This is a genomic window from Guptibacillus hwajinpoensis (assembly GCF_001039475.1).
Taxonomy (GTDB): Bacteria; Bacillota; Bacilli; order Bacillales; family Guptibacillaceae; genus Guptibacillus; species Guptibacillus hwajinpoensis.
In genome coordinates this window covers 185,617-202,586 of sequence record NZ_LELK01000004.1, presented here as the reverse complement: position 1 = coordinate 202,586, position 16,970 = coordinate 185,617, and the positions used below count along the sequence as shown (strand labels likewise).

22 protein-coding genes are annotated in these 16,970 nt (G+C 42.7%); 2 read left to right on the top strand and 20 right to left on the bottom strand.

Annotated elements, in window-relative coordinates; genetic code table 11:
• The 19 genes from fliQ to flgB form a co-directional block, all read right to left on the bottom strand.
• Positions 1 to 270, bottom strand: a complete 270-nt coding sequence (fliQ, locus tag AB986_RS11470; RefSeq protein ID WP_048311296.1) for a flagellar biosynthesis protein FliQ — start codon at positions 268 to 270, stop codon at positions 1 to 3.
• An 11-nt stretch (positions 271 to 281) separates the two neighbouring features.
• On the bottom strand, positions 282 to 965 hold the full coding sequence (gene fliP, locus AB986_RS11465; protein WP_048311295.1) for a flagellar type III secretion system pore protein FliP: 684 nt from the start codon (positions 963 to 965) through the stop codon (positions 282 to 284).
• On the bottom strand, positions 966 to 1,553 hold the full coding sequence (locus AB986_RS11460; protein WP_053216144.1) for a flagellar biosynthetic protein FliO: 588 nt from the start codon (positions 1,551 to 1,553) through the stop codon (positions 966 to 968).
• Positions 1,554 to 1,571: 18 nt separating this feature from the next.
• Positions 1,572 to 2,678, bottom strand: coding sequence for a flagellar motor switch phosphatase FliY (fliY, locus tag AB986_RS11455; RefSeq protein ID WP_053216143.1), 1,107 nt, complete (start codon positions 2,676 to 2,678; stop codon positions 1,572 to 1,574).
• The gene (gene fliM / locus AB986_RS11450; protein ID WP_048311294.1) at positions 2,668 to 3,651 is read right to left on the bottom strand and encodes a flagellar motor switch protein FliM; all 984 of its coding nucleotides are present in this window, start codon (positions 3,649 to 3,651) and stop codon (positions 2,668 to 2,670) included. Before fliM ends, fliY begins: the two co-directional genes overlap by 11 nt.
• Positions 3,652 to 3,671: 20 nt before the next feature.
• The gene (locus AB986_RS11445; protein WP_048311293.1) at positions 3,672 to 3,869 is read right to left on the bottom strand and encodes a flagellar FlbD family protein; all 198 of its coding nucleotides are present in this window, start codon (positions 3,867 to 3,869) and stop codon (positions 3,672 to 3,674) included.
• A gap of 38 nt (positions 3,870 to 3,907) precedes the next feature.
• The gene (locus tag AB986_RS11440; RefSeq protein ID WP_048311292.1) at positions 3,908 to 4,654 is read right to left on the bottom strand and encodes a flagellar hook-basal body complex protein; all 747 of its coding nucleotides are present in this window, start codon (positions 4,652 to 4,654) and stop codon (positions 3,908 to 3,910) included.
• A 72-nt stretch (positions 4,655 to 4,726) separates the two neighbouring features.
• Positions 4,727 to 5,095, bottom strand: coding sequence for a TIGR02530 family flagellar biosynthesis protein (locus AB986_RS11435; protein ID WP_053216142.1), 369 nt, complete (start codon positions 5,093 to 5,095; stop codon positions 4,727 to 4,729).
• A gap of 1 nt (position 5,096) precedes the next feature.
• Positions 5,097 to 5,522, bottom strand: a complete 426-nt coding sequence (gene flgD, locus AB986_RS11430) for a flagellar hook assembly protein FlgD (protein ID WP_048311291.1) — start codon at positions 5,520 to 5,522, stop codon at positions 5,097 to 5,099.
• Positions 5,523 to 5,534: 12 nt separating this feature from the next.
• Entirely contained in the window at positions 5,535 to 6,857 is a 1,323-nt protein-coding gene (locus AB986_RS11425; protein WP_236690404.1) for a flagellar hook-length control protein FliK, read from the bottom strand.
• 23 nt (positions 6,858 to 6,880) lie between these two features.
• Positions 6,881 to 7,729 (bottom strand): MotE family protein, encoded by an 849-nt coding sequence (locus AB986_RS11420; protein ID WP_048311289.1) that lies wholly within the window; start codon positions 7,727 to 7,729, stop codon positions 6,881 to 6,883.
• A 51-nt stretch (positions 7,730 to 7,780) separates the two neighbouring features.
• A complete protein-coding gene (locus AB986_RS11415; protein ID WP_269082706.1) occupies positions 7,781 to 8,203 on the bottom strand; it encodes a flagellar export protein FliJ in 423 nt (140 codons plus the stop codon).
• A 32-nt stretch (positions 8,204 to 8,235) separates the two neighbouring features.
• Positions 8,236 to 9,555: a flagellar protein export ATPase FliI gene (gene fliI, locus AB986_RS11410; RefSeq protein ID WP_048311287.1), complete on the bottom strand. Its 1,320-nt coding sequence runs from the start codon at positions 9,553 to 9,555 to the stop codon at positions 8,236 to 8,238.
• Positions 9,545 to 10,342, bottom strand: coding sequence for a FliH/SctL family protein (locus tag AB986_RS11405; protein ID WP_048311286.1), 798 nt, complete (start codon positions 10,340 to 10,342; stop codon positions 9,545 to 9,547). Before AB986_RS11405 ends, fliI begins: the two co-directional genes overlap by 11 nt.
• Positions 10,335 to 11,348, bottom strand: a complete 1,014-nt coding sequence (gene fliG, locus AB986_RS11400) for a flagellar motor switch protein FliG (protein ID WP_048311285.1) — start codon at positions 11,346 to 11,348, stop codon at positions 10,335 to 10,337. The genes AB986_RS11405 and fliG overlap by 8 nt, the downstream gene beginning before the upstream one ends.
• Positions 11,349 to 11,358: 10 nt before the next feature.
• Positions 11,359 to 13,011 carry a flagellar basal-body MS-ring/collar protein FliF gene (fliF, locus tag AB986_RS11395; RefSeq protein ID WP_048311284.1) on the bottom strand — a complete coding sequence of 551 codons (1,653 nt, stop codon included), beginning with the start codon at positions 13,009 to 13,011 and terminating at the stop codon, positions 11,359 to 11,361.
• Positions 13,012 to 13,032: 21 nt separating this feature from the next.
• Entirely contained in the window at positions 13,033 to 13,329 is a 297-nt protein-coding gene (gene fliE, locus AB986_RS11390; RefSeq protein WP_048311283.1) for a flagellar hook-basal body complex protein FliE, read from the bottom strand.
• Positions 13,330 to 13,347: 18 nt separating this feature from the next.
• A complete protein-coding gene (flgC, locus tag AB986_RS11385; protein ID WP_048311282.1) occupies positions 13,348 to 13,794 on the bottom strand; it encodes a flagellar basal body rod protein FlgC in 447 nt (148 codons plus the stop codon).
• A gap of 5 nt (positions 13,795 to 13,799) precedes the next feature.
• Positions 13,800 to 14,192 carry a flagellar basal body rod protein FlgB gene (gene flgB, locus AB986_RS11380; protein WP_048311281.1) on the bottom strand — a complete coding sequence of 131 codons (393 nt, stop codon included), beginning with the start codon at positions 14,190 to 14,192 and terminating at the stop codon, positions 13,800 to 13,802.
• Positions 14,193 to 14,431: 239 nt separating this feature from the next.
• Here flgB and AB986_RS11375 point away from each other — a divergent pair, with 239 nt between their 5' ends.
• Together AB986_RS11375 and AB986_RS11370 are read left to right on the top strand one after the other, a co-directional pair.
• Positions 14,432 to 15,250, top strand: coding sequence for a flagellar hook-basal body protein (locus AB986_RS11375; protein ID WP_048311280.1), 819 nt, complete (start codon positions 14,432 to 14,434; stop codon positions 15,248 to 15,250).
• Positions 15,251 to 15,261: 11 nt separating this feature from the next.
• Positions 15,262 to 16,041, top strand: coding sequence for a flagellar hook-basal body protein (locus AB986_RS11370; RefSeq protein WP_048311279.1), 780 nt, complete (start codon positions 15,262 to 15,264; stop codon positions 16,039 to 16,041).
• Positions 16,042 to 16,080: 39 nt separating this feature from the next.
• Here the strand turns inward: AB986_RS11370 and flgL are convergent, their stop codons facing one another.
• Positions 16,081 to 16,959: a flagellar hook-associated protein FlgL gene (flgL, locus tag AB986_RS11365; protein WP_048311278.1), complete on the bottom strand. Its 879-nt coding sequence runs from the start codon at positions 16,957 to 16,959 to the stop codon at positions 16,081 to 16,083.
• Between the last annotated feature and the right edge of the window lie 11 nt (positions 16,960 to 16,970).

Genomic DNA, 16,970 nt, shown 5'->3' with positions numbered 1-16,970 from the left:
TTAACCGATAAACCTGTACAGGTTCTGATACAAATTCGTCGTGTAATCAATTAGGGTTGTTAGCATCCAAGGTCCAAACAAAATGATCGTTAAGAGCACGGCAATGATTTTGGGAATAAACGCGAGCGTCTGCTCTTGAATCTGCGTCATTGCTTGAAACACACTAACAATCAAACCAACTCCAAGCGCAATCAATAGGAGCGGAGCTGAAACAATAATAACAATATAAACCGCATCTTCTGCGAGTGATATGACCATGTCTGGCGTCATCGTCGGCCTCCTTAGAAGCTTAGTAGAAGTGATTCGACAACTAGATACCAGCCATCGACAAGCACGAATAGTAGAATTTTAAACGGTAGTGAAATCATAACGGGTGGAAGCATCATCATACCCATCGCCATGAGCGTGGACGCTACAACCATATCGATAATAAGAAACGGAATAAAAATAATAAACCCAATTTGAAACGCTGTTTTCAATTCCGAAATTGCAAAAGCTGGTACAAGAGCGGTTAATCTTATATCTTCGACAGACTCAGGCTTTTCAAGCTCTGCGTATTTATAGAAAAGAGCTAGGTCTTTCTCACGCGTATGCCCCGCCATAAATTCCTTAATAGGAAGTTCCGCCGCATCTAACGCTTCCTCTTGCCCAATCTCCTCGTTCAAATAAGGCTGAAGTGCTTCACTATTAATCTCTGAAAGAACGGGCGACATTACAAAAAAGGTAAGAAATAGAGCAAGTCCTACTAACACCTGGTTTGGTGGCATCGATTGTGTTGCAAGCGCTGATCGAACGAAGGATAGGACAACAACGATTCTCGTAAAGCATGTCATCAGTACGAGAATAGCAGGAGCAAGCGATAGTACTGTTAGAAGGAGCACAAGCTGAACGGTGACAGATACGTCTTCTGTTGCGTTAGATCCGAAATCTAATCCCGGGATCGTTAAGTTTATGAGCAAATCCATTTACTTATCGTCCCTTCCATCATCGTCATCCCAATATTTGGTCCGCTTGCTTCTCTGTCGCTTCAAGCTTGCTTGCACCATATCCTGAATACCAGTTTGCTTGTTAGTCATAAATGAGAAGCCCGTATTCTGATCCCGAGCTGTATCCATTATGCTTTGCACTTCTTCTTCATCATTAATTTCTTTCAGCAGATTAACAGTATCGCCAACCCCTAGCATATAAAGAGAGTTACCCACCTTTACCATTTGCACAGACTTGTTGTTCCCAAGCGGTGTTCCACCAATTGGTGTGAACACCGAATGGTGCTGAAGCTTATGCTGTCGTTTTGAAAGAAATCGAATGAGCAAATAGATAAGTCCAACAACAACAATCGTATAGAATACAAGTTTGAGCAGTAGAAAGAAAATATTCGTATCGGCGCTTTCTACTTCTTCTGGTTTTTCTTCCTGGTTAGGCGCATTTCCGTCTTCCGTCAGCCAATCCTTGACGCTTCCATCTCCATCTGTCGCTCCCAACGCTTCTTCTGGAGCAGTTAGCAAAAAGCTTGCTAGCAGGAGTGTCATGATGCCTAAAAAAAGCTGTCTCACTCTAATACACTCCTTGATTTACCGCAGCTTCGATAACCGTTCCGCTGCACTAAGAATATCTGTTACTCGTACACCAAAGTTCTCATCAATAACGACAACCTCGCCTTTGGCGATCAGTTTATTGTTAATGAGAATATCGACCGGCTCACCTGCAAGCTTGTCCAGCTCCAGAATCGATCCATGTGATAACTCGAGAATGTCTTTTACAACACGCTTAGTACGTCCGAGTTCAACGGTCACTTGAAGCGGAATATCTAAAAGCATATTAAGATTCCGCTGCTCCCCATAAGGATGGTCGGCTTGACTGAAATTCGTGAATTGAACGTTTTGAATGTTCGGCTCAGGTTCACTTACTCTTGATGCGAATGACTTCTCCGGTTCAGCCGCTTCATGCTGATCGAGTGGTTGCAAATCAGGTTTTTGCCTCTTCTGCGAATCTTTTTCATTTTCCTTTACTTCGGCTGCACGTAGATCTTCTTCACTTACGAGTAGTTCGCTCATTTGCTTTGCGACAGATCCAAGCATAACGTGGTGAACATTCGTTTGAACGATTGAACCAATGGAGAGATCAAACGATACATCGATATAATCACTCGCTCCAGATCCATCAAATAGAACGGAGTTACTAGGTTCTGAAACAACTTGTAAATTGGTGAACGTGCCGGCAAACGAAGAGCCTGACGCCATGCTTAAGCCTTTATAAATACTTTCCATCATTCCTGTTACAACAGAAGTAAGGCTTTGATCAACGCTACCTTCTTCCTCATCTCCCTTTGCAACAAGCCAAATATCAGCCATATCCTGTGCATCTGGAGGATTTAACATTAAAATGGCATTTCCAGAAGCCGCTCCTTCATAGCGAAATGATGCTTCTACATAAGGAAGCGCTATTCCTTTTCGGAAAGATTCTTCCTCTAAAACGTTCATTGTTACATTGGATACAACGACTTCTTGCATGAAAACAGAAGATAACGTTGTTGTAAGACTTCCCATAGAAACACTAAACAGTTCACTTAGTGCTTCTTTCTCAATCGTCTGAAATTGCACGTCATACTCCTCCTTTCCTGCTGCGGTCTCTTGAAACAGAGCATTTAGTTCTCCTTCTGACAGGCGATCATCCGTCATGGCCTTTATCCTCCTCTTCTTCCTTCACTTCCGTAATTTGGACGGCCATCCGACCTTTTGACGTTCCCGGCTGTCCATGGAACTTCACGCGATTATCCACCTTAACAACTAGCGAATCGGTTACCGTCTGATCTAACCGAATCACATCACCATCTTCAAGATTCAAAAATTCTTCAATCGTTATTTCCGAATGACCAAGCTCAGCAATAATCCCAAGGTTCGTTTTCTTCAATCGCTTTTCAAGCGCCTTGCTTTCCTGAGGTTCTCGGTCTTTCTTCTGATTTGAAAGCCAGTGATGTGCAGAAAGTCTTGGCATAATCGGCTCTAGTACTAAGTGAGGCAAGCAAAGACGGATCGTTCCGTTCACGTCTCCCACTGTCACATTTAACTTAACAGTAACAACCGTTTCATTCGGAGAAACAATTTGTAGAAAATGCGGATTAACCTCAAGTTCTTTCAGCTCTGTTTTTAACTTCAATACAGAGGTCCATGCATCCTGAAAGCTCTCTAGAATCTTACTGAAAATACGTTCAATAACCATCGTTTCAATTTCAGTTAAGTGCGTGAGCTTATCTGGTTGACCTCCCTGCCCTCCAAGCATCCGATCGAGCATCGCATAAGCAAGTTCAGGGGCTACCTCAAGTACCATCTGTCCCTGTAGTGGAGAAGCAACAAACAGACTAATAATCGAATTATCCGTAATGGACTTCACGAATTCCTCAAATGGCATTTGCTCAACAGAATGAACGGAGGCTTGTATAATCGTCCGAAGCTGCGCTGAAGAATAAGTTGTCATTAGTCGGGCGTAATTCTCGTGAATTCTTGTGAGAATTCGTATATGATCTTGAGAAAAGCGAAGCGCTCGTTTAAAATCATACGTTTGAACTTTACGTTCTTTCATTGGCTTCTGACCCTTATCATCAATCGCTGCCAGAAGCGCATCAACCGTTGCTGGTGATAGCATATCAGACAATTTCGTCACCCCCGTTCGTTCTATTTTGGATTAGCTAGCACGTTAATATCGCGATAAAAGTTAGTCACTAACTGCTTCACTTCTTCAACTGATTCAGTCACAACATACCTTTTTCCATTCGTAAGTAGAATCATAGTATCAGGCATGGATTCAATCGTTTCAATGTAAATGGCATTCAACATCATCGATTCACGGTTTAATTTCGTTAACGTAATCATATGTATAGAGCGGGCTGTCATAACTCAGCCCTTACCCCCTATCGTTTTAGGTTGACGATTTCTTGAAGCATTTCATCCGAAGTTGTGATAACTCTTGAATTGGCTTGGAAACCACGCTGTGCAAGAATCATCTCGGTGAATTCTTCAGTTAGGTCGACGTTAGACATTTCGAGTTGACCAGAGATGACTCTGGATTCGTTAGGCATCGCCTGGATAACACCTGATTTATCTGTTTCACGATAAAGAGAATTCCCCATCTTCTCTAAACCAGCGGTATTTGGGACAGTGCTTGTTTTCAATTGTGCTTGTTGTTGGTCTCCATTAGTGTCTTGAAACGTTATTAAACCAGCTTTATCAACACTACTAATTCGATCAATATTAATGATAGGTGCATCATTTTCATCCAATACGGAATAACCTTGCATAGTTACTAGATTTCCTTGACTATCAATTTGAAATGACCCGGATTTTGCAAGGTACTCTTGTTGTCCGTCCGTAACAGAAAAATACCCTTCACCCTGAATACTTAAGTCAGTTTGCACACCTGTTGTCATAGGAGACCCCGGACTATCTACTGTATTAATAGCTGAAAGGGAAGAGCCCAACCCTACTTGTTTAGCATTAACTGAATTTCCTGCTACACTTTGGCTAAGTAGATCCTCAAACAATACTCTACTTTTTTGGAATCCTACCGTATTAACGTTCGCAATATTATTCCCAATCACATCTAGCTTTGTTTGAAAGCCTCTCATTCCTGAAACGCCTGAGTACATTGAATTTAACATGTTTATGCCCCTCTCGATTATGTCGCTGCTTCAATCGGTCCACAGCGATCGGCCTCCTGCTCGGTCCAGCCGTTATAGAATTAGTGCTGAATCAATGTTCGTTACGATTTGGTTTTCCATGCTATCTTGCTTCATAGCCGTGATTACTTTGTTATTCTTTACGCTGACGACAAATGCGAGATCTTTCATCAGCATGAGCGATTCTTTCGATCCTTTTTCTCTTGCTGATGCCACTCCGTCATTGAGCTTTTGAAGCTGGTGATCAGAAAGTGAAATACCATGCTGTTGGAGTCGAACTTTTGCGTGGTGACTAAACGACACCTGTGACTGAAGCGTTTGTTTAAGCTGATCCGCAAAAGATGACTTGGTTGTTTCTTGGTTTTGGGCTGTTTTCAGCGGCTGCTTTGGATAATACACTTGATTGACTTGAATGTTTCCCATGCTATTCACCCGTTTCGATGCGTTCTAAGAGGGAGATATCGATCTGTTTACCATCATCGAGTTCGGCAAGGATTTTACCTTCTTTGGACACAACAGCCTGTACCTTACCAGATGCAACGACGTTATTTTCTGACCACTTTACGTTTTTTCCAATGAGGTGCGCATGATCAGTCATAGAGCTTTGCAGCTGGTTATCGAAAAATTTGGTCATGGAACTGTTCATATTCGTCATTTGCTCTAGTGAACTAAACTGTGCCATCTGACCAATAAATTCCGTATCCTGCATAGGCTTCATCGGATCTTGGTTCGAAAGCTGGGCAACGAGAATCTTTAAGAAATCGTCTTTACCTAGTATTTCCTGAGACTGTGCTGTTTTCTGCTGTTGGGTTGTAGATATTTGTGAAGATGTGACAGAGCCCGTATTCATGGTTTATCCCTCCTATACAGCGTAGTTAATTCCGCTATTCTCCTCTTCTTTGTCCTGTGTGATGAGCGGATTGTCGTCTACTTCATATTCATCCCTACGCTCGCCTCTATGCTGCTTTCCCTGATCAAACTGTTGACCCTGATGTGAGCGACCATCCTGCAACATGGAGCTTGACGGGGAAGTTGGTTGCTGAATCACTTCTACCTTATCGAGCTGAACCCCCTGCTGAACAAGCGTTTGGCGTAGCTGATGTAGCTGTGATTCAATCATTTCCTTAGCGGCTGAAGTTGCGGTTGCAATAAAGGCAGTCACTTTCCCATCCGTTGTGGTTAATCGAATATCCAGCTGTCCTAAATTCTCAGGAGAAAGTTTAATCCGAATGTGAGACTCATCCCCATTCTTCATAACCTGCATTCGACCCATTATCATGTCACTTAAACTCGTACTCACTTGACGAACAGGAACGAGTGTATTGGATTCCTTAACGAGCGACTGTGGCGCCTCACTCGTTTTCATTTGAGGGAGACTCTCAGGTTGGTCGTCTACTTGCGTTTTTGCTGGTTCAAGATTTTCAGAAGGTTCTATTTCAGGTTGCGGAAGACTTTCAGCAGGCTGTTTCGCTTCAGTTTCGAGCTGCCCTCCCGTTCCCTGTCTTATATCTACTTTCTGCATAAGCGTTGCAAGAGAATCCTTCATAACAGGCTGCTTTGCGTCAGTTGCAAGCTGTTCTCCTGTTCCCTGTCTTGCGTCTACTTTCTGCATAAGCGTTGCAAGAGAATCTTTCATACTCGTTACCCCTTCACTACTTTTTAACGTAGCTAGAAGGTTGCTTTGATCCTTTTTCGTTAGCGTTTCATTGTTTTCTACCATCGCTTTAGCAATCGCTGTTTTTAACTCTTCAACGGGTACCGTCTTAGAATTGGCGAGCTTTACTAACTGTTCAACATCCGGATCGAGTTTCAGCAGTTCACTTTTGATAAATCCAGGAAGTTTTATTTCGCTAGGCTTTCCTTTTTCAGGGTTCATCTGAGCAAGCAGAGAATTAAGCGGCTCATTTGCTTCACTTGCTTCTTTCGAATCTTTTGAAGAAGGTAGCGGTTTACTAGTCTGTTCGGCTGGCAAATTAGTAATGGTAAGTAATGGAATGAATGGTACTGTTTGCTCTTCTTTTGGCTGCTTTTCTGACGAATTAGATTCTGCTTGAGGTTGTGATTCTGGCTGTATTGTTTCAATCGTCTCCATGACGTTTGTTAATAACTGCGCAAATCCAGTTGCATCACCAGCGGCTTTTGCCTTTACAGGTTGAGCGGGTGGTGCTCCAAGTGGCTGGATCATTGTTTTCACGTTTTCACCTCCCCTCAATCAGCTAGTTCTGCGATATACATAGAAGCGACCGATTCGTCCATTTCTTCAAGGAGGGCGGTTCTTTTCGCTTTATCGAGCTTTGCTAGAATGGAAGCACCTGTCGATTTATCCTCTTCGTTACCCATTTCTTCAAGGATCGTTGCTGCTTCATCGTCAGGCATTTCTGATAAATTTTTCGCTACGTCACTAGTAGAAAGAGAACTCTTTTTCCGATCTATTGCATTCATCAGAAGCGTCACTCTTTCTTGTAGAGCAGAAATCTCAGGATCAGCTGCTTTCTCAAGATCACGTAAGGCAATTGTGAGATCAGCTGCGATCGAAGAATTCATTTTACCGAGGACCGCCGCTTGCTCTGTACTGCCCATATTATCGAGCAATAGTGCTGCTTCATTTAGCGTAAGCTTCTCCAGAATGGAGGCTGATTTCGAAGCTGACATTCCCTCATACGTTTTCGCTAACCCCTGGAGCTTCTTCTGACGCTCTTCCTTGTCCGCTAACTCTTGCTTCATTTCTTCTGTTAACGATTCAAGGTCTGCCTGCTTTTGTTCGATTTCAATTTCTTGTTCATCAAGCTGTTTGTTCATCCGCGTGATTTCGCTATCCTTCTTCGCCAGTTCTTGCTGAAGTGCTGCTAGCTCATTTTCTTTGTCTTCCGATGCTTCTGCAGAAATGGCATCACCAACATATGCAATTGGTTTCTCGCTAACGGAAGTAGCCATTCCAATGAGATCATATCCTAGAAAAGGCAAGACCACTGCAAGTACCGTTGCCATAAATGCAAGTGGGAGTAGAAAGCCGTGTATGATTCGTTCTTTCCATGAACTCTTCTGTCTTTTTCGCATCGGTCTCACACCCTTAGCTCTCATTGTTTACACGTTTCATAGCTTGAAAGACTATCCATTTCTAGCAAGCATGTATGCACGAACAGTATTTAAGTCATCCAACTCGTTTTGCTCAATTATTTGGAGATCGCGATGAAATTCTTCTTTCCGCGTTTCTTTAATAGATTGCCAAGTTTTCTCTTCTTTTACTTTCGTCGCTAAGGCATCCTGGTGGCTGCTTAATTGCGTGTTGATTTGAATCAATTGATTCTGTTGGCCTTGAAGCTGTCGTTCTAAATAGCTGATGTGCTCTTCTGCTTTTAGAAGTTCCGTTATAGATAGCCCATCGAGCTGTCGCTGTTCAAGTCGTTCACGCATAGAGTAGATTTCCTGATCAAGAGTAGCGATTGCACGTTCCAAATCTACCTGCATTTTAAGCACCTCAGCCATTTCAAGCTGAGCCTGTGCTTTCTCGTTTTCTTTTACATCAAGAATTCGCTGAAATGGGAATTGAAAAGTGGCGATGGTTATTCATCCTTTCCAAATCGTGTTAATAGCCATTCCTGACTATCTTCAAAAGATGCGGTATCATCAATACCTTGCTTTATGTACTTCTCTATTTCTGGATGACTCGCGATTGCTTTATCGATGTTGCTGTTTGTTCCAGCTTTATATGCACCGATATTAATCAAATCTTCAGATGAGACATAAACAGCTAGAAGACGTTTGAACTCTTCCGCTGCCTTCATATGCTTAGATGTCACTATTTCTTTCATAACTCGGCTAACGCTTTGCGATACGTTAATCGCTGGGTACTGCCCTTTTTGCGCAAGCTTACGATCAAGAACAATATGACCGTCAAGAATTCCTCGTACGGCGTCTGCAATTGGCTCATTCATATCGTCACCATCAACGAGAACGGTATAAAAAGCGGTAATCGATCCCGCATCAGACGTACCAGATCGTTCTAACAGCTTTGGCAAAAGAGCGAACACACTCGGTGTATAGCCTTTACTTGTTGGTGGTTCACCGATAGCTAGTCCTACCTCACGCTGCGCCATTGCAAAACGAGTGACAGAGTCCATCATAAGCATCACGCTTTTCCCTTGATCACGGAAAAATTCAGCAATGGCTGTTGCTGTGAGCGCTCCTTTAATTCGCTGTAACGGTGGTTGATCCGATGTTGCTACAACGACAACGGACTTCTTCAATCCTTCTTCCCCAAGGTCGCGTTCAATGAAGTCTCTCACTTCTCGCCCTCGTTCACCGATTAATGCGATAACGTTCACATCCGCTTCAGAATTCCGGGCTGCCATCCCCATTAACGTACTTTTACCAACACCGCTTCCTGCAAAAATACCGATTCGCTGACCTTGACCGACGGTTAGAAGACCATCAATTGCGCGAACGCCAAGTTGAAATGGGGTCGAAATTCTTGGTCTTGTCATCGGATTTGGAGGTTTTCGGTTTGTTGAGACTGCCTTTAATCCGCCGGGTAGTTCTGAATAATCAAGCGGCCTGCCTCTTCCATCCAAAATCGTACCTAAGAGAGAATAGCCCACTTTCACTTCAAGTGGTTGACCTGTAGCGACTACAAGACACCCTGGTCCAATCTCTGATAGATCATGCATAGGCATAAGAAGCACACGGTTCTCTCGAAACCCAACAACTTCGGCTTCAATTGGAGTTTTTGATGGGCCTGGATATAAGTAACATAGTTCACCGATTTTCACCTCTGGACCAAGTGATTCAATCGTCAGACCAATCACCTGTGTGACTTTCCCATATTTCTGAACGGTTTCCATCGAATCAAGTAATGAGAGGTAGGGCTCGACTTTAATGCTCATGTGGTTTGCTCTCCTCAAACATCGAAAGCAGCTGTTTCTTGATTTCAGAAAGCTGACTATTAATGGATATATCATAAGAACCACTTGGTGTATGTACTAGTCCTGAACCTACTTCCAAATCGCTCATTGGCACGAGTTTCAGACTTGCATTTACATCAAGTTGCTTCTCAAGCTCATCGACCATTGGCACCATATGCTGATAGTCTTCAGCAGACACTTGAAAAACAACCTCACCGCGATCCTGCACTTTCTTAAGCGTTTCTTTCACCATGGAAAGCATTGTTTCTGGATTCTGTTCCATTTCTTTCAACATGATTTTCTTAGCGATTGAAGTACTTAATGATAGAAGAAACGGTTCAGCGCTTTGAACCAATTCTTCCTTTTTGTCATAAGCACCCTTCACCACCGCTTCCATCTCTTGCTTTTGACTACTCATTTCAAAGTGAACCTGTTGCATACCCGCTTCATAACCAGAGGCGTAGCCTTGCTCCTCTGCTTCTCTATACGTTTGCTTAGTGATTTCCTGCCATTCGAGCTCTTTTTGTTTCTGCACTTGCTCAAGATTTCGATGAACATTCGCTTCTTCTTCGCTAAGCTTTGTTCGAATGGTGTGGTACATGTCTTCAAGACGAATCATCATTTCAAGAAGCTGAGACTTCTTCTCGTCAATTGTTGTTGTACGAGTCGGCAGAATGCGCTGCTTTTTGCTTTCGATAACGGTTCTTTGTTCAAGAACTTTAGGAACTGCTCTCTTAGTTCCGGATGTATTCCGAATGATGTTAGACAATCAGATCATCTCCTCCGCCACGTGCAATCATCACATCACCTGTTTCTTCAAGGTAACGGATAACGGAAACGATACGCGACTGCGCTTCCTCGACTTCTCGAAGACGAAGAGGACCCATCAGTTCTATTTCTTCTTTCACTGTATCCACTCGTCGGTTAGACATATTGCGGAAAATCGTATTCTTCACTTCTTCGCTTGCCACTTTTAGTGAAATAGAGAGATCCTCGTCCTTCACTTCGCTAATAACGAGACGGATTGAACGATCATCAAGCGTAACAATATCTTCAAACACAAACATCCGCTTCTTAATTTCTTCCGCAAGATTCGGATCGTCTTTCTCAAGCGTACTAAGAATCGTTCGTTCGGTGCTTCGATCGACACCGCTTAACACTTGAACGATCGCTTCGACGCCACCTGTAAAGGCATAGTCCTGTGCACCGGTTGCATTTAGTTTACTTTCGATAATATTCTCAAGCTGACTAATTACTTCTGGTGAAGTACTATCCATTAAGGCAATTCGCCTCGCTACATCTGCCTGACTTTCCTGTGGCAAAGAGGATAATATTTTCGAAGATTGCTTGGCATCGAGATAGGAGAGAACGAGTGCAATCGTTTGAGGATGCTCCTGCTGAACCACATTCAGAATTTGATCTGGATCCGCCTTTCTCGCAAAGGCAAATGGCTTCACTTTCAAGTTCGCTCTAAGTCGGTTAATAATTTCTTCCGCTTTCTTTGGCCCAAGCGCTTTCTCAAGAATCTGGCGAGCATATTCAAATCCACCCACCGCAATATAATCCTTTGCTTTTACCATTTGGATAAATTCATCCACAACACCTTCACGCTCTTCAGGCTCTACTCGTCGAAGCTCTGAAATACCAAGCGCAAGCTGATCAATTTCTTTCTCACTTAAATGTTTAAACGTTTGTACTGAGAGCTCCGGTCCAAGAGAAGTAAGAAGGATCGCAGCTTTTTGTATTCCTGATAATTCTTCTACGTTAGGCACAATCCAACTCCTCCTATTCTTCGTTCATCCATAGTCTTAGTAGTTTCACAAATTCTTCTGGATCATTTTTTGCTAGACTCTCAATTTCTTCTTTACCAATTAGAAGCTCAGGAGTCATATCCACTTCACGTTCTTCCCTCGGCAAATAGTGATCTTCAGGTGCTGCAGCTGGAGCAGGTGCACTGTAGGATTGCTCGAACTCCATGTAGTCGTCTTCCTCTTCTTTTCTTCCGCGTCTACGAAATAGCATCATCATTCCGCCAATAAGGAGAATACCAACCCCGCCACCAACGGCATAAAAAACCCATGGTGGTACTGCACTAGTCATCGTTTGGAAGAATCCAGGTTGAGGCTCCACATAACCTGGACGCCCTTTAAATTCATTCGCAAAAACAGAAATCCGCTCTTCTAGTGCTGGGTCTTCAAGTGGTACATCGCTTTCACTTAACGACGTACGGACAACATTCTTAAGCACTGTGCGAATATCTTCTATTGAAGCAGCTGTTAGGGTTGTGGCATCATCTGCCACAGGTGGCTCTACACCAACATTTATCGTGATATCATCGATAACATATGGACTTTCTTCAATCTCTTTATGAATTCGATTCACTTCACGATTTATACGGTCTTCCACTTTTTCGTAAGAACCGTCGCCCTGTGCATTCGGGTCATCAGCGTTATAATTGGGAATTTCACCTTCGTCCGTTCCAGTACCACTTTCAATGGCATTTGGATCTCCAGAATAGGATTCCCTGATTTTTTCAACGCTGATATCGATTCCTTCTCCAGTCTCTTCATCAACGGGTTCAACTAAATCTTCCGTTCGTTTCTCTTTTGTGAAGTCAACGCTCGTGATGACAGATACAACAACTTTATCCTGACCTAAGATCATTCCAAGCATTTGCTGTAGTTCTTTTTGCAAATCTTTTTCGATACCTTTACGAATGTCCTGCTGTTGTTGATAGGATGATAGAGTTGTATCAACTTGATTCTCGCCATAGTCAAATGCTGTACCGTTTTGGTCCATAATGACAATGTTCTCGACTGGAAGATTAGGCACACTTTTACTAATAAGATGATAGAGTCCCGTTATTTGCCCCTGATCAAGCTGAGCGCCAGGATCTCTTGTTACGACGACAGAAGCCGAAGCTGTGTCTCCTTCTTCATCTAACCAGACACTTTCAGCTGGAAGTGTAATCATTACTTTTGATTCATTAATGCCTGCGATTTGCTCAATTAAATAGCTGAGCTCATTTTGCATTGCATCCCGCTCAACAACGTCGAACTGGCGATCCGTCATTCCCATCCCCATGTTCTCACTGAAAATGCTGTAATTAACATTACCGCTCTTCGGAATTCCTTCTGCTGCAAGACTGACTTTTAAATCAGATGCCTGATCGTTCGGTACACTGATGGTTGTCCCATCGGATGATACCTCTACAGGAATACCCTTCTGTTCAATTGCTCCCTTAATTTCGCCCGCTTCCGTTGGCGTCAAATTCGAATAAATTGGCGTTAAATTTGGTTTAGACATCCAGAAAACAAGGAATAGAAGCAAAAGGAGAGTAAACAGAAATGTCCCTCCGATGAGCCACTTCGTTTTGTTTGAATAGCTGCCCCAGGTTTCTACCCAGCGACTTTTGAAATTAAGTAGTTGTTGGTTCATCTATTATCCATCCCTGACATACTACATTTGCATACGCATGATTTCTTGATAGGACTCAATCACTTTATTCCTTACTTCTACAGTTAGATTAAGGGATAGCGAGGCTTTTTGAGATGCAAGCATAACTTCATGGACATCCTGTACTTCACCGGTAACGAGTTTGTTTGTCATTTGTTCAGACTGCACTTGGTTATTGTTCACTTGTTTAATCGCATCTTGAAGCATCTGTCCAAAATCCGCCGTTGCTTCCCCTGAAGAAACAGCTGGTTTCTGCTGCTGTAGAGCCGGTAATTGCTGAAGTGCATTAATCGTGTTCATGTTATCCTCCTAAGCTCATCACTTACCTAATTCTAAGGCTTTCATATACATACTTTTTGTTGCGTTAAGCGCTGTAACGTTTGCTTCATAGGAACGAGAAGCCGACATCATATCAACCATTTCCTTCACCATGTCAACATTTGGCATCTCAACATACCCCTCTTCATTCGCATCAGGGTGGGTTGGATTATAGACTGGCTTAGTTGGTGCTTGATCTTCTTTAATTGTTGCTACTTTTACGCCTTCTGAAGCTGCATTCCCCTTCCCCATAGCCGACTGAAGCTGACTTTCAAATGAATGTTTTTGAAGCTCTACAACTTTTCTTTTGTACGGCTGCCATTCCCCATCAACTAGTTCAGAACGAGTTGTTTCCGCATTCGCAATATTCGACGATACAACATCCATTCTAAGACGATTCGCCGTTAGCGCTGAGGCACTTGTATTGAATCCATTAAACAAATTCACTTCAGTTAACTCCCTCTAATAGCCGTTTGCAAATCACGGAACTGGCTGTTTGTTTTCTCAATCATTGCGTTGTACCATAGTTGATTTTTAGCAAGCTCTGCCATCTCAACATCCATATCAACGTTATTTCCATTGGAATTATTCACTGTACTGTTATCTGTCTTGATAACGGTATTCGATCTATTTGTTTCGTTACTAAAAGGTACGTGTTTGGGGTTTGATTTGTAGCTTTGGAAGTTCTTGTTCATTGCTTCCTGTAGGTTATCTTGAAATGAAACGGTTTGACGTTTGTAATTAGGGGTGTCGACGTTCGATATGTTAGACGTAACGGTACGCTGTTGCATCATCGAAGCGTTCAGCGCTTGTTCAAGCGGATTAATTGATTTAAAAACATTCACGAAGATTTTCACGCTCCTCGAAAAAATGGAATCTATTCAAAAAAATGGATTTATGGGTAAAATCATACTCATTCGACAATATTTTCGTTATTGCTAGCATAGCATTGTCAAAAATAATAGTAAATGAGAGTTTTAACCTAATAAACGACTTTTTTCACTTAATTTTTCCAATATTGAGCTGTATAATGGAAGTAATAAACTCTTAGTACGTTCTATAGTACTACGTTAGGAGCGAGTCCATGTTCAAAGGTTTGTATACCGCTACATCAGGCATGATGGCAAGTGAACGAAAGCAACAATACCTCACAAACAACCTATCAAACGCAGAAACACCAGGCTTTAAACAAGATGTCGCAGCACTTCGCTCATTCCCTGAATACTTACTGAAAGAGCGGAATACCAACACTTCTCAGGCGAACTCCTCAGTAGGAACACTTCAGACCGGTGTGTATACTCAAGAAGGCATTCCAAGCTTCACGAGTGGTGCATTAAAAGAAACGGGCAAGGTAACGGATATGGCTCTTGTGGACGAAGGGCTTCCTGTTGATGAGGAAACAGGTAAAAAAGGCCTGCTTTTATTTGGTGTTCAGCTTGACGATAATTCGATTCGCTATACAAGAAACGGAAATTTCACTGTTAATGAAGATGGATTTCTTACTACGAGCGAAGGATATCGTGTCGTAAATGAACAGCTACAGCCCATTCAACTAGCGGGCGAGTCTTTTTCGATGGAGAATGGGACGATCATTGAAGAGGGTGGCAATCAACAAAATCTTTGGATCGGTTACACCGGCGACCCTGAACAATTAACGCAAGAAGGGCACGGCGTTTTCGCATGGTCTGGTGAGGAAAATGCAGCACCGCAAAACGTAGAAACGACTAACTTTAATCAATTCTCCGTTAAGCAGGGGTTTCTTGAGGGCTCTAATGTAGATATGACCACGACAATGACGGATATGCTCAATACATATCGATTATATGAAGCCAATCAGCGTGTTCTTCAAACGTATGATCAAAGCATCGATAAAGCCGTTAATGACATCGGCCGAGTTTACTAGGAGGGATACGAGTGAATATCCAGATGGCAACTGCGTCCTCTTCATTAAGTCAGACGCAAAAGAAAATGGATACGATCGCAAATAACATTGCGAACGTGAACACGGCTGGTTACAAAAGTCGAGAAGCAACTTTTCAAAATCTATTAACGAGAACGTACGAGAATCAGACTGGTGAAGCTACTGAACCTGGAAGGCAAACACCTGAAAACTTAAGGGTTGGCTTTGGCTCAAAGGTTGGTATAACATCACTTCGATACGAACAGGGATCTGCGCAAGAAACTGGTCGGGAGTTAGATGTAATGCTAGAAGGTGAAAATGTTTATTACCGCGTCCAAAACGGCGAGGACATTCATTATACGAGAGACGGTTCGTTCGAATTTCAGAACGAAAACAATGCACTGACACTCGTTACGAGTAGTGGCAACGCCGTTCTTGATGTGAACGGAAATGCCATCACTTTTGCAACGCCCCCTGGAAAGCTATCAATTTCTGATCAAGGGGACATTCAGGCTGAGAACGGCCAAACGTTCCAACTAAGCGTAGCGAAAATCAATCGCCCTCAATCTCTTGTGAATGAAGGTGGCAATGAATTCTCTCTAAATGCAGCAGATGGAAATGCAGTGGTCAGTGAAGAGTTCAAAACAAGACAGGGTTTCCTTGAAATGTCGAACGTCGACCTAACGAAACAAACGACGGATATGATCTCAACTCAGCGCTTGCTACAGTTTCAAAGCCAGGCAATCAAAATGGCAGATGAGATGATGGGGCTTGCGAATACGATTAAACGATAGCTTAAACACAAAACACCTCGCCGATGGCGAGGTGTTTTGCTATCTTAGAAAATCTAGTAGAGAAGGCTGAATGATTTTGGCGCTTGATGCGAGTGTTGCCTGGTAGACGCTTTCTTCTGATTTCAGCTTCATGATCGCTTCTGCTAGATCTACGTCTTCATTTTTGGATAAAAAGGATTGAACCGAAATATTCTCGTCTTTCAATCGCTGGTTCATGCTTTCCACTCGCGATTGACGAGCACCCATACCCGTCCAGCTCGTCAGAATTTGATCTGAACCTTTTTGAACTTCTCCTAGTGCCGTGTTCATTTCTTCTGAGTTACCAGTCGTTAACGCCTGTGAAAAGCGATCAAGCGCTTTAAACAAATTCACATCGTTATCAAACACTTCATCTGCACTTACGTTGAGTTTCACTTCACTAAAAGGCGAAATGCGTTGCTTCATTGAGCCATTATCATATTTAAGTTCACCGTTTGCTTCGATGGTAATCGGCTGGTCTGTTTTCTGACCATTAAAGATATATTTCCCATCAAGCTTCATGTTCGCTAGACCTTCTAGTTCTTCGCGAAGCTGCTTAAATTCTTTTGCCATTGTATCTAATTCATCTTGAGAATTTGTTCCACTTGATGCCTGAACACCAAGCTCATTCGCACGTTGAAACACATTCGATACGCTAGATAGCGTGCGCTCCGTCATATCCATCCAAGACATTGCGTAATCTGTATTCCGTTCAAACTGTTCATTTCTTGCTAGTTGGGATGACAGCTTCAACGATTTCTCAGTTCCCATCGGATCATCAGACGGTTTGTTAATTCGTTTCCCAGTAGACACTTCTTGATTGGCTTTTTCTAGGTTAGAGAGATTTCGATTCATTTGAGTTGTCATGTTACTTGTTAGCATTTGCTGCGTAATTCTCATTCCTCTACTCC

Coding starts and splice junctions, on each gene's coding strand:
- AB986_RS11375 (WP_048311280.1), top strand. CDS start 14,432: ATGTTCAAAGGTTTGTATACCGCTACATCAGGCATGATGGCAAGTGAA.
- fliQ (WP_048311296.1), bottom strand. CDS start 270: ATGACGCCAGACATGGTCATATCACTCGCAGAAGATGCGGTTTATATT.
- flgL (WP_048311278.1), bottom strand. CDS start 16,959: ATGAGAATTACGCAGCAAATGCTAACAAGTAACATGACAACTCAAATG.
- fliY (WP_053216143.1), bottom strand. CDS start 2,678: ATGACGGATGATCGCCTGTCAGAAGGAGAACTAAATGCTCTGTTTCAA.
- fliF (WP_048311284.1), bottom strand. CDS start 13,011: ATGAACCAACAACTACTTAATTTCAAAAGTCGCTGGGTAGAAACCTGG.
- AB986_RS11440 (WP_048311292.1), bottom strand. CDS start 4,654: ATGTTAAATTCAATGTACTCAGGCGTTTCAGGAATGAGAGGCTTTCAA.
- AB986_RS11435 (WP_053216142.1), bottom strand. CDS start 5,095: ATGGGAAACATTCAAGTCAATCAAGTGTATTATCCAAAGCAGCCGCTG.
- AB986_RS11445 (WP_048311293.1), bottom strand. CDS start 3,869: ATGATTACGTTAACGAAATTAAACCGTGAATCGATGATGTTGAATGCC.
- AB986_RS11425 (WP_236690404.1), bottom strand. CDS start 6,857: ATGATCCAGCCACTTGGAGCACCACCCGCTCAACCTGTAAAGGCAAAA.
- fliI (WP_048311287.1), bottom strand. CDS start 9,555: ATGAGCATTAAAGTCGAGCCCTACCTCTCATTACTTGATTCGATGGAA.
- AB986_RS11420 (WP_048311289.1), bottom strand. CDS start 7,729: ATGCGAAAAAGACAGAAGAGTTCATGGAAAGAACGAATCATACACGGC.
- fliE (WP_048311283.1), bottom strand. CDS start 13,329: ATGAACACGATTAATGCACTTCAGCAATTACCGGCTCTACAGCAGCAG.
- flgD (WP_048311291.1), bottom strand. CDS start 5,522: ATGAATACGGGCTCTGTCACATCTTCACAAATATCTACAACCCAACAG.
- fliP (WP_048311295.1), bottom strand. CDS start 965: ATGGATTTGCTCATAAACTTAACGATCCCGGGATTAGATTTCGGATCT.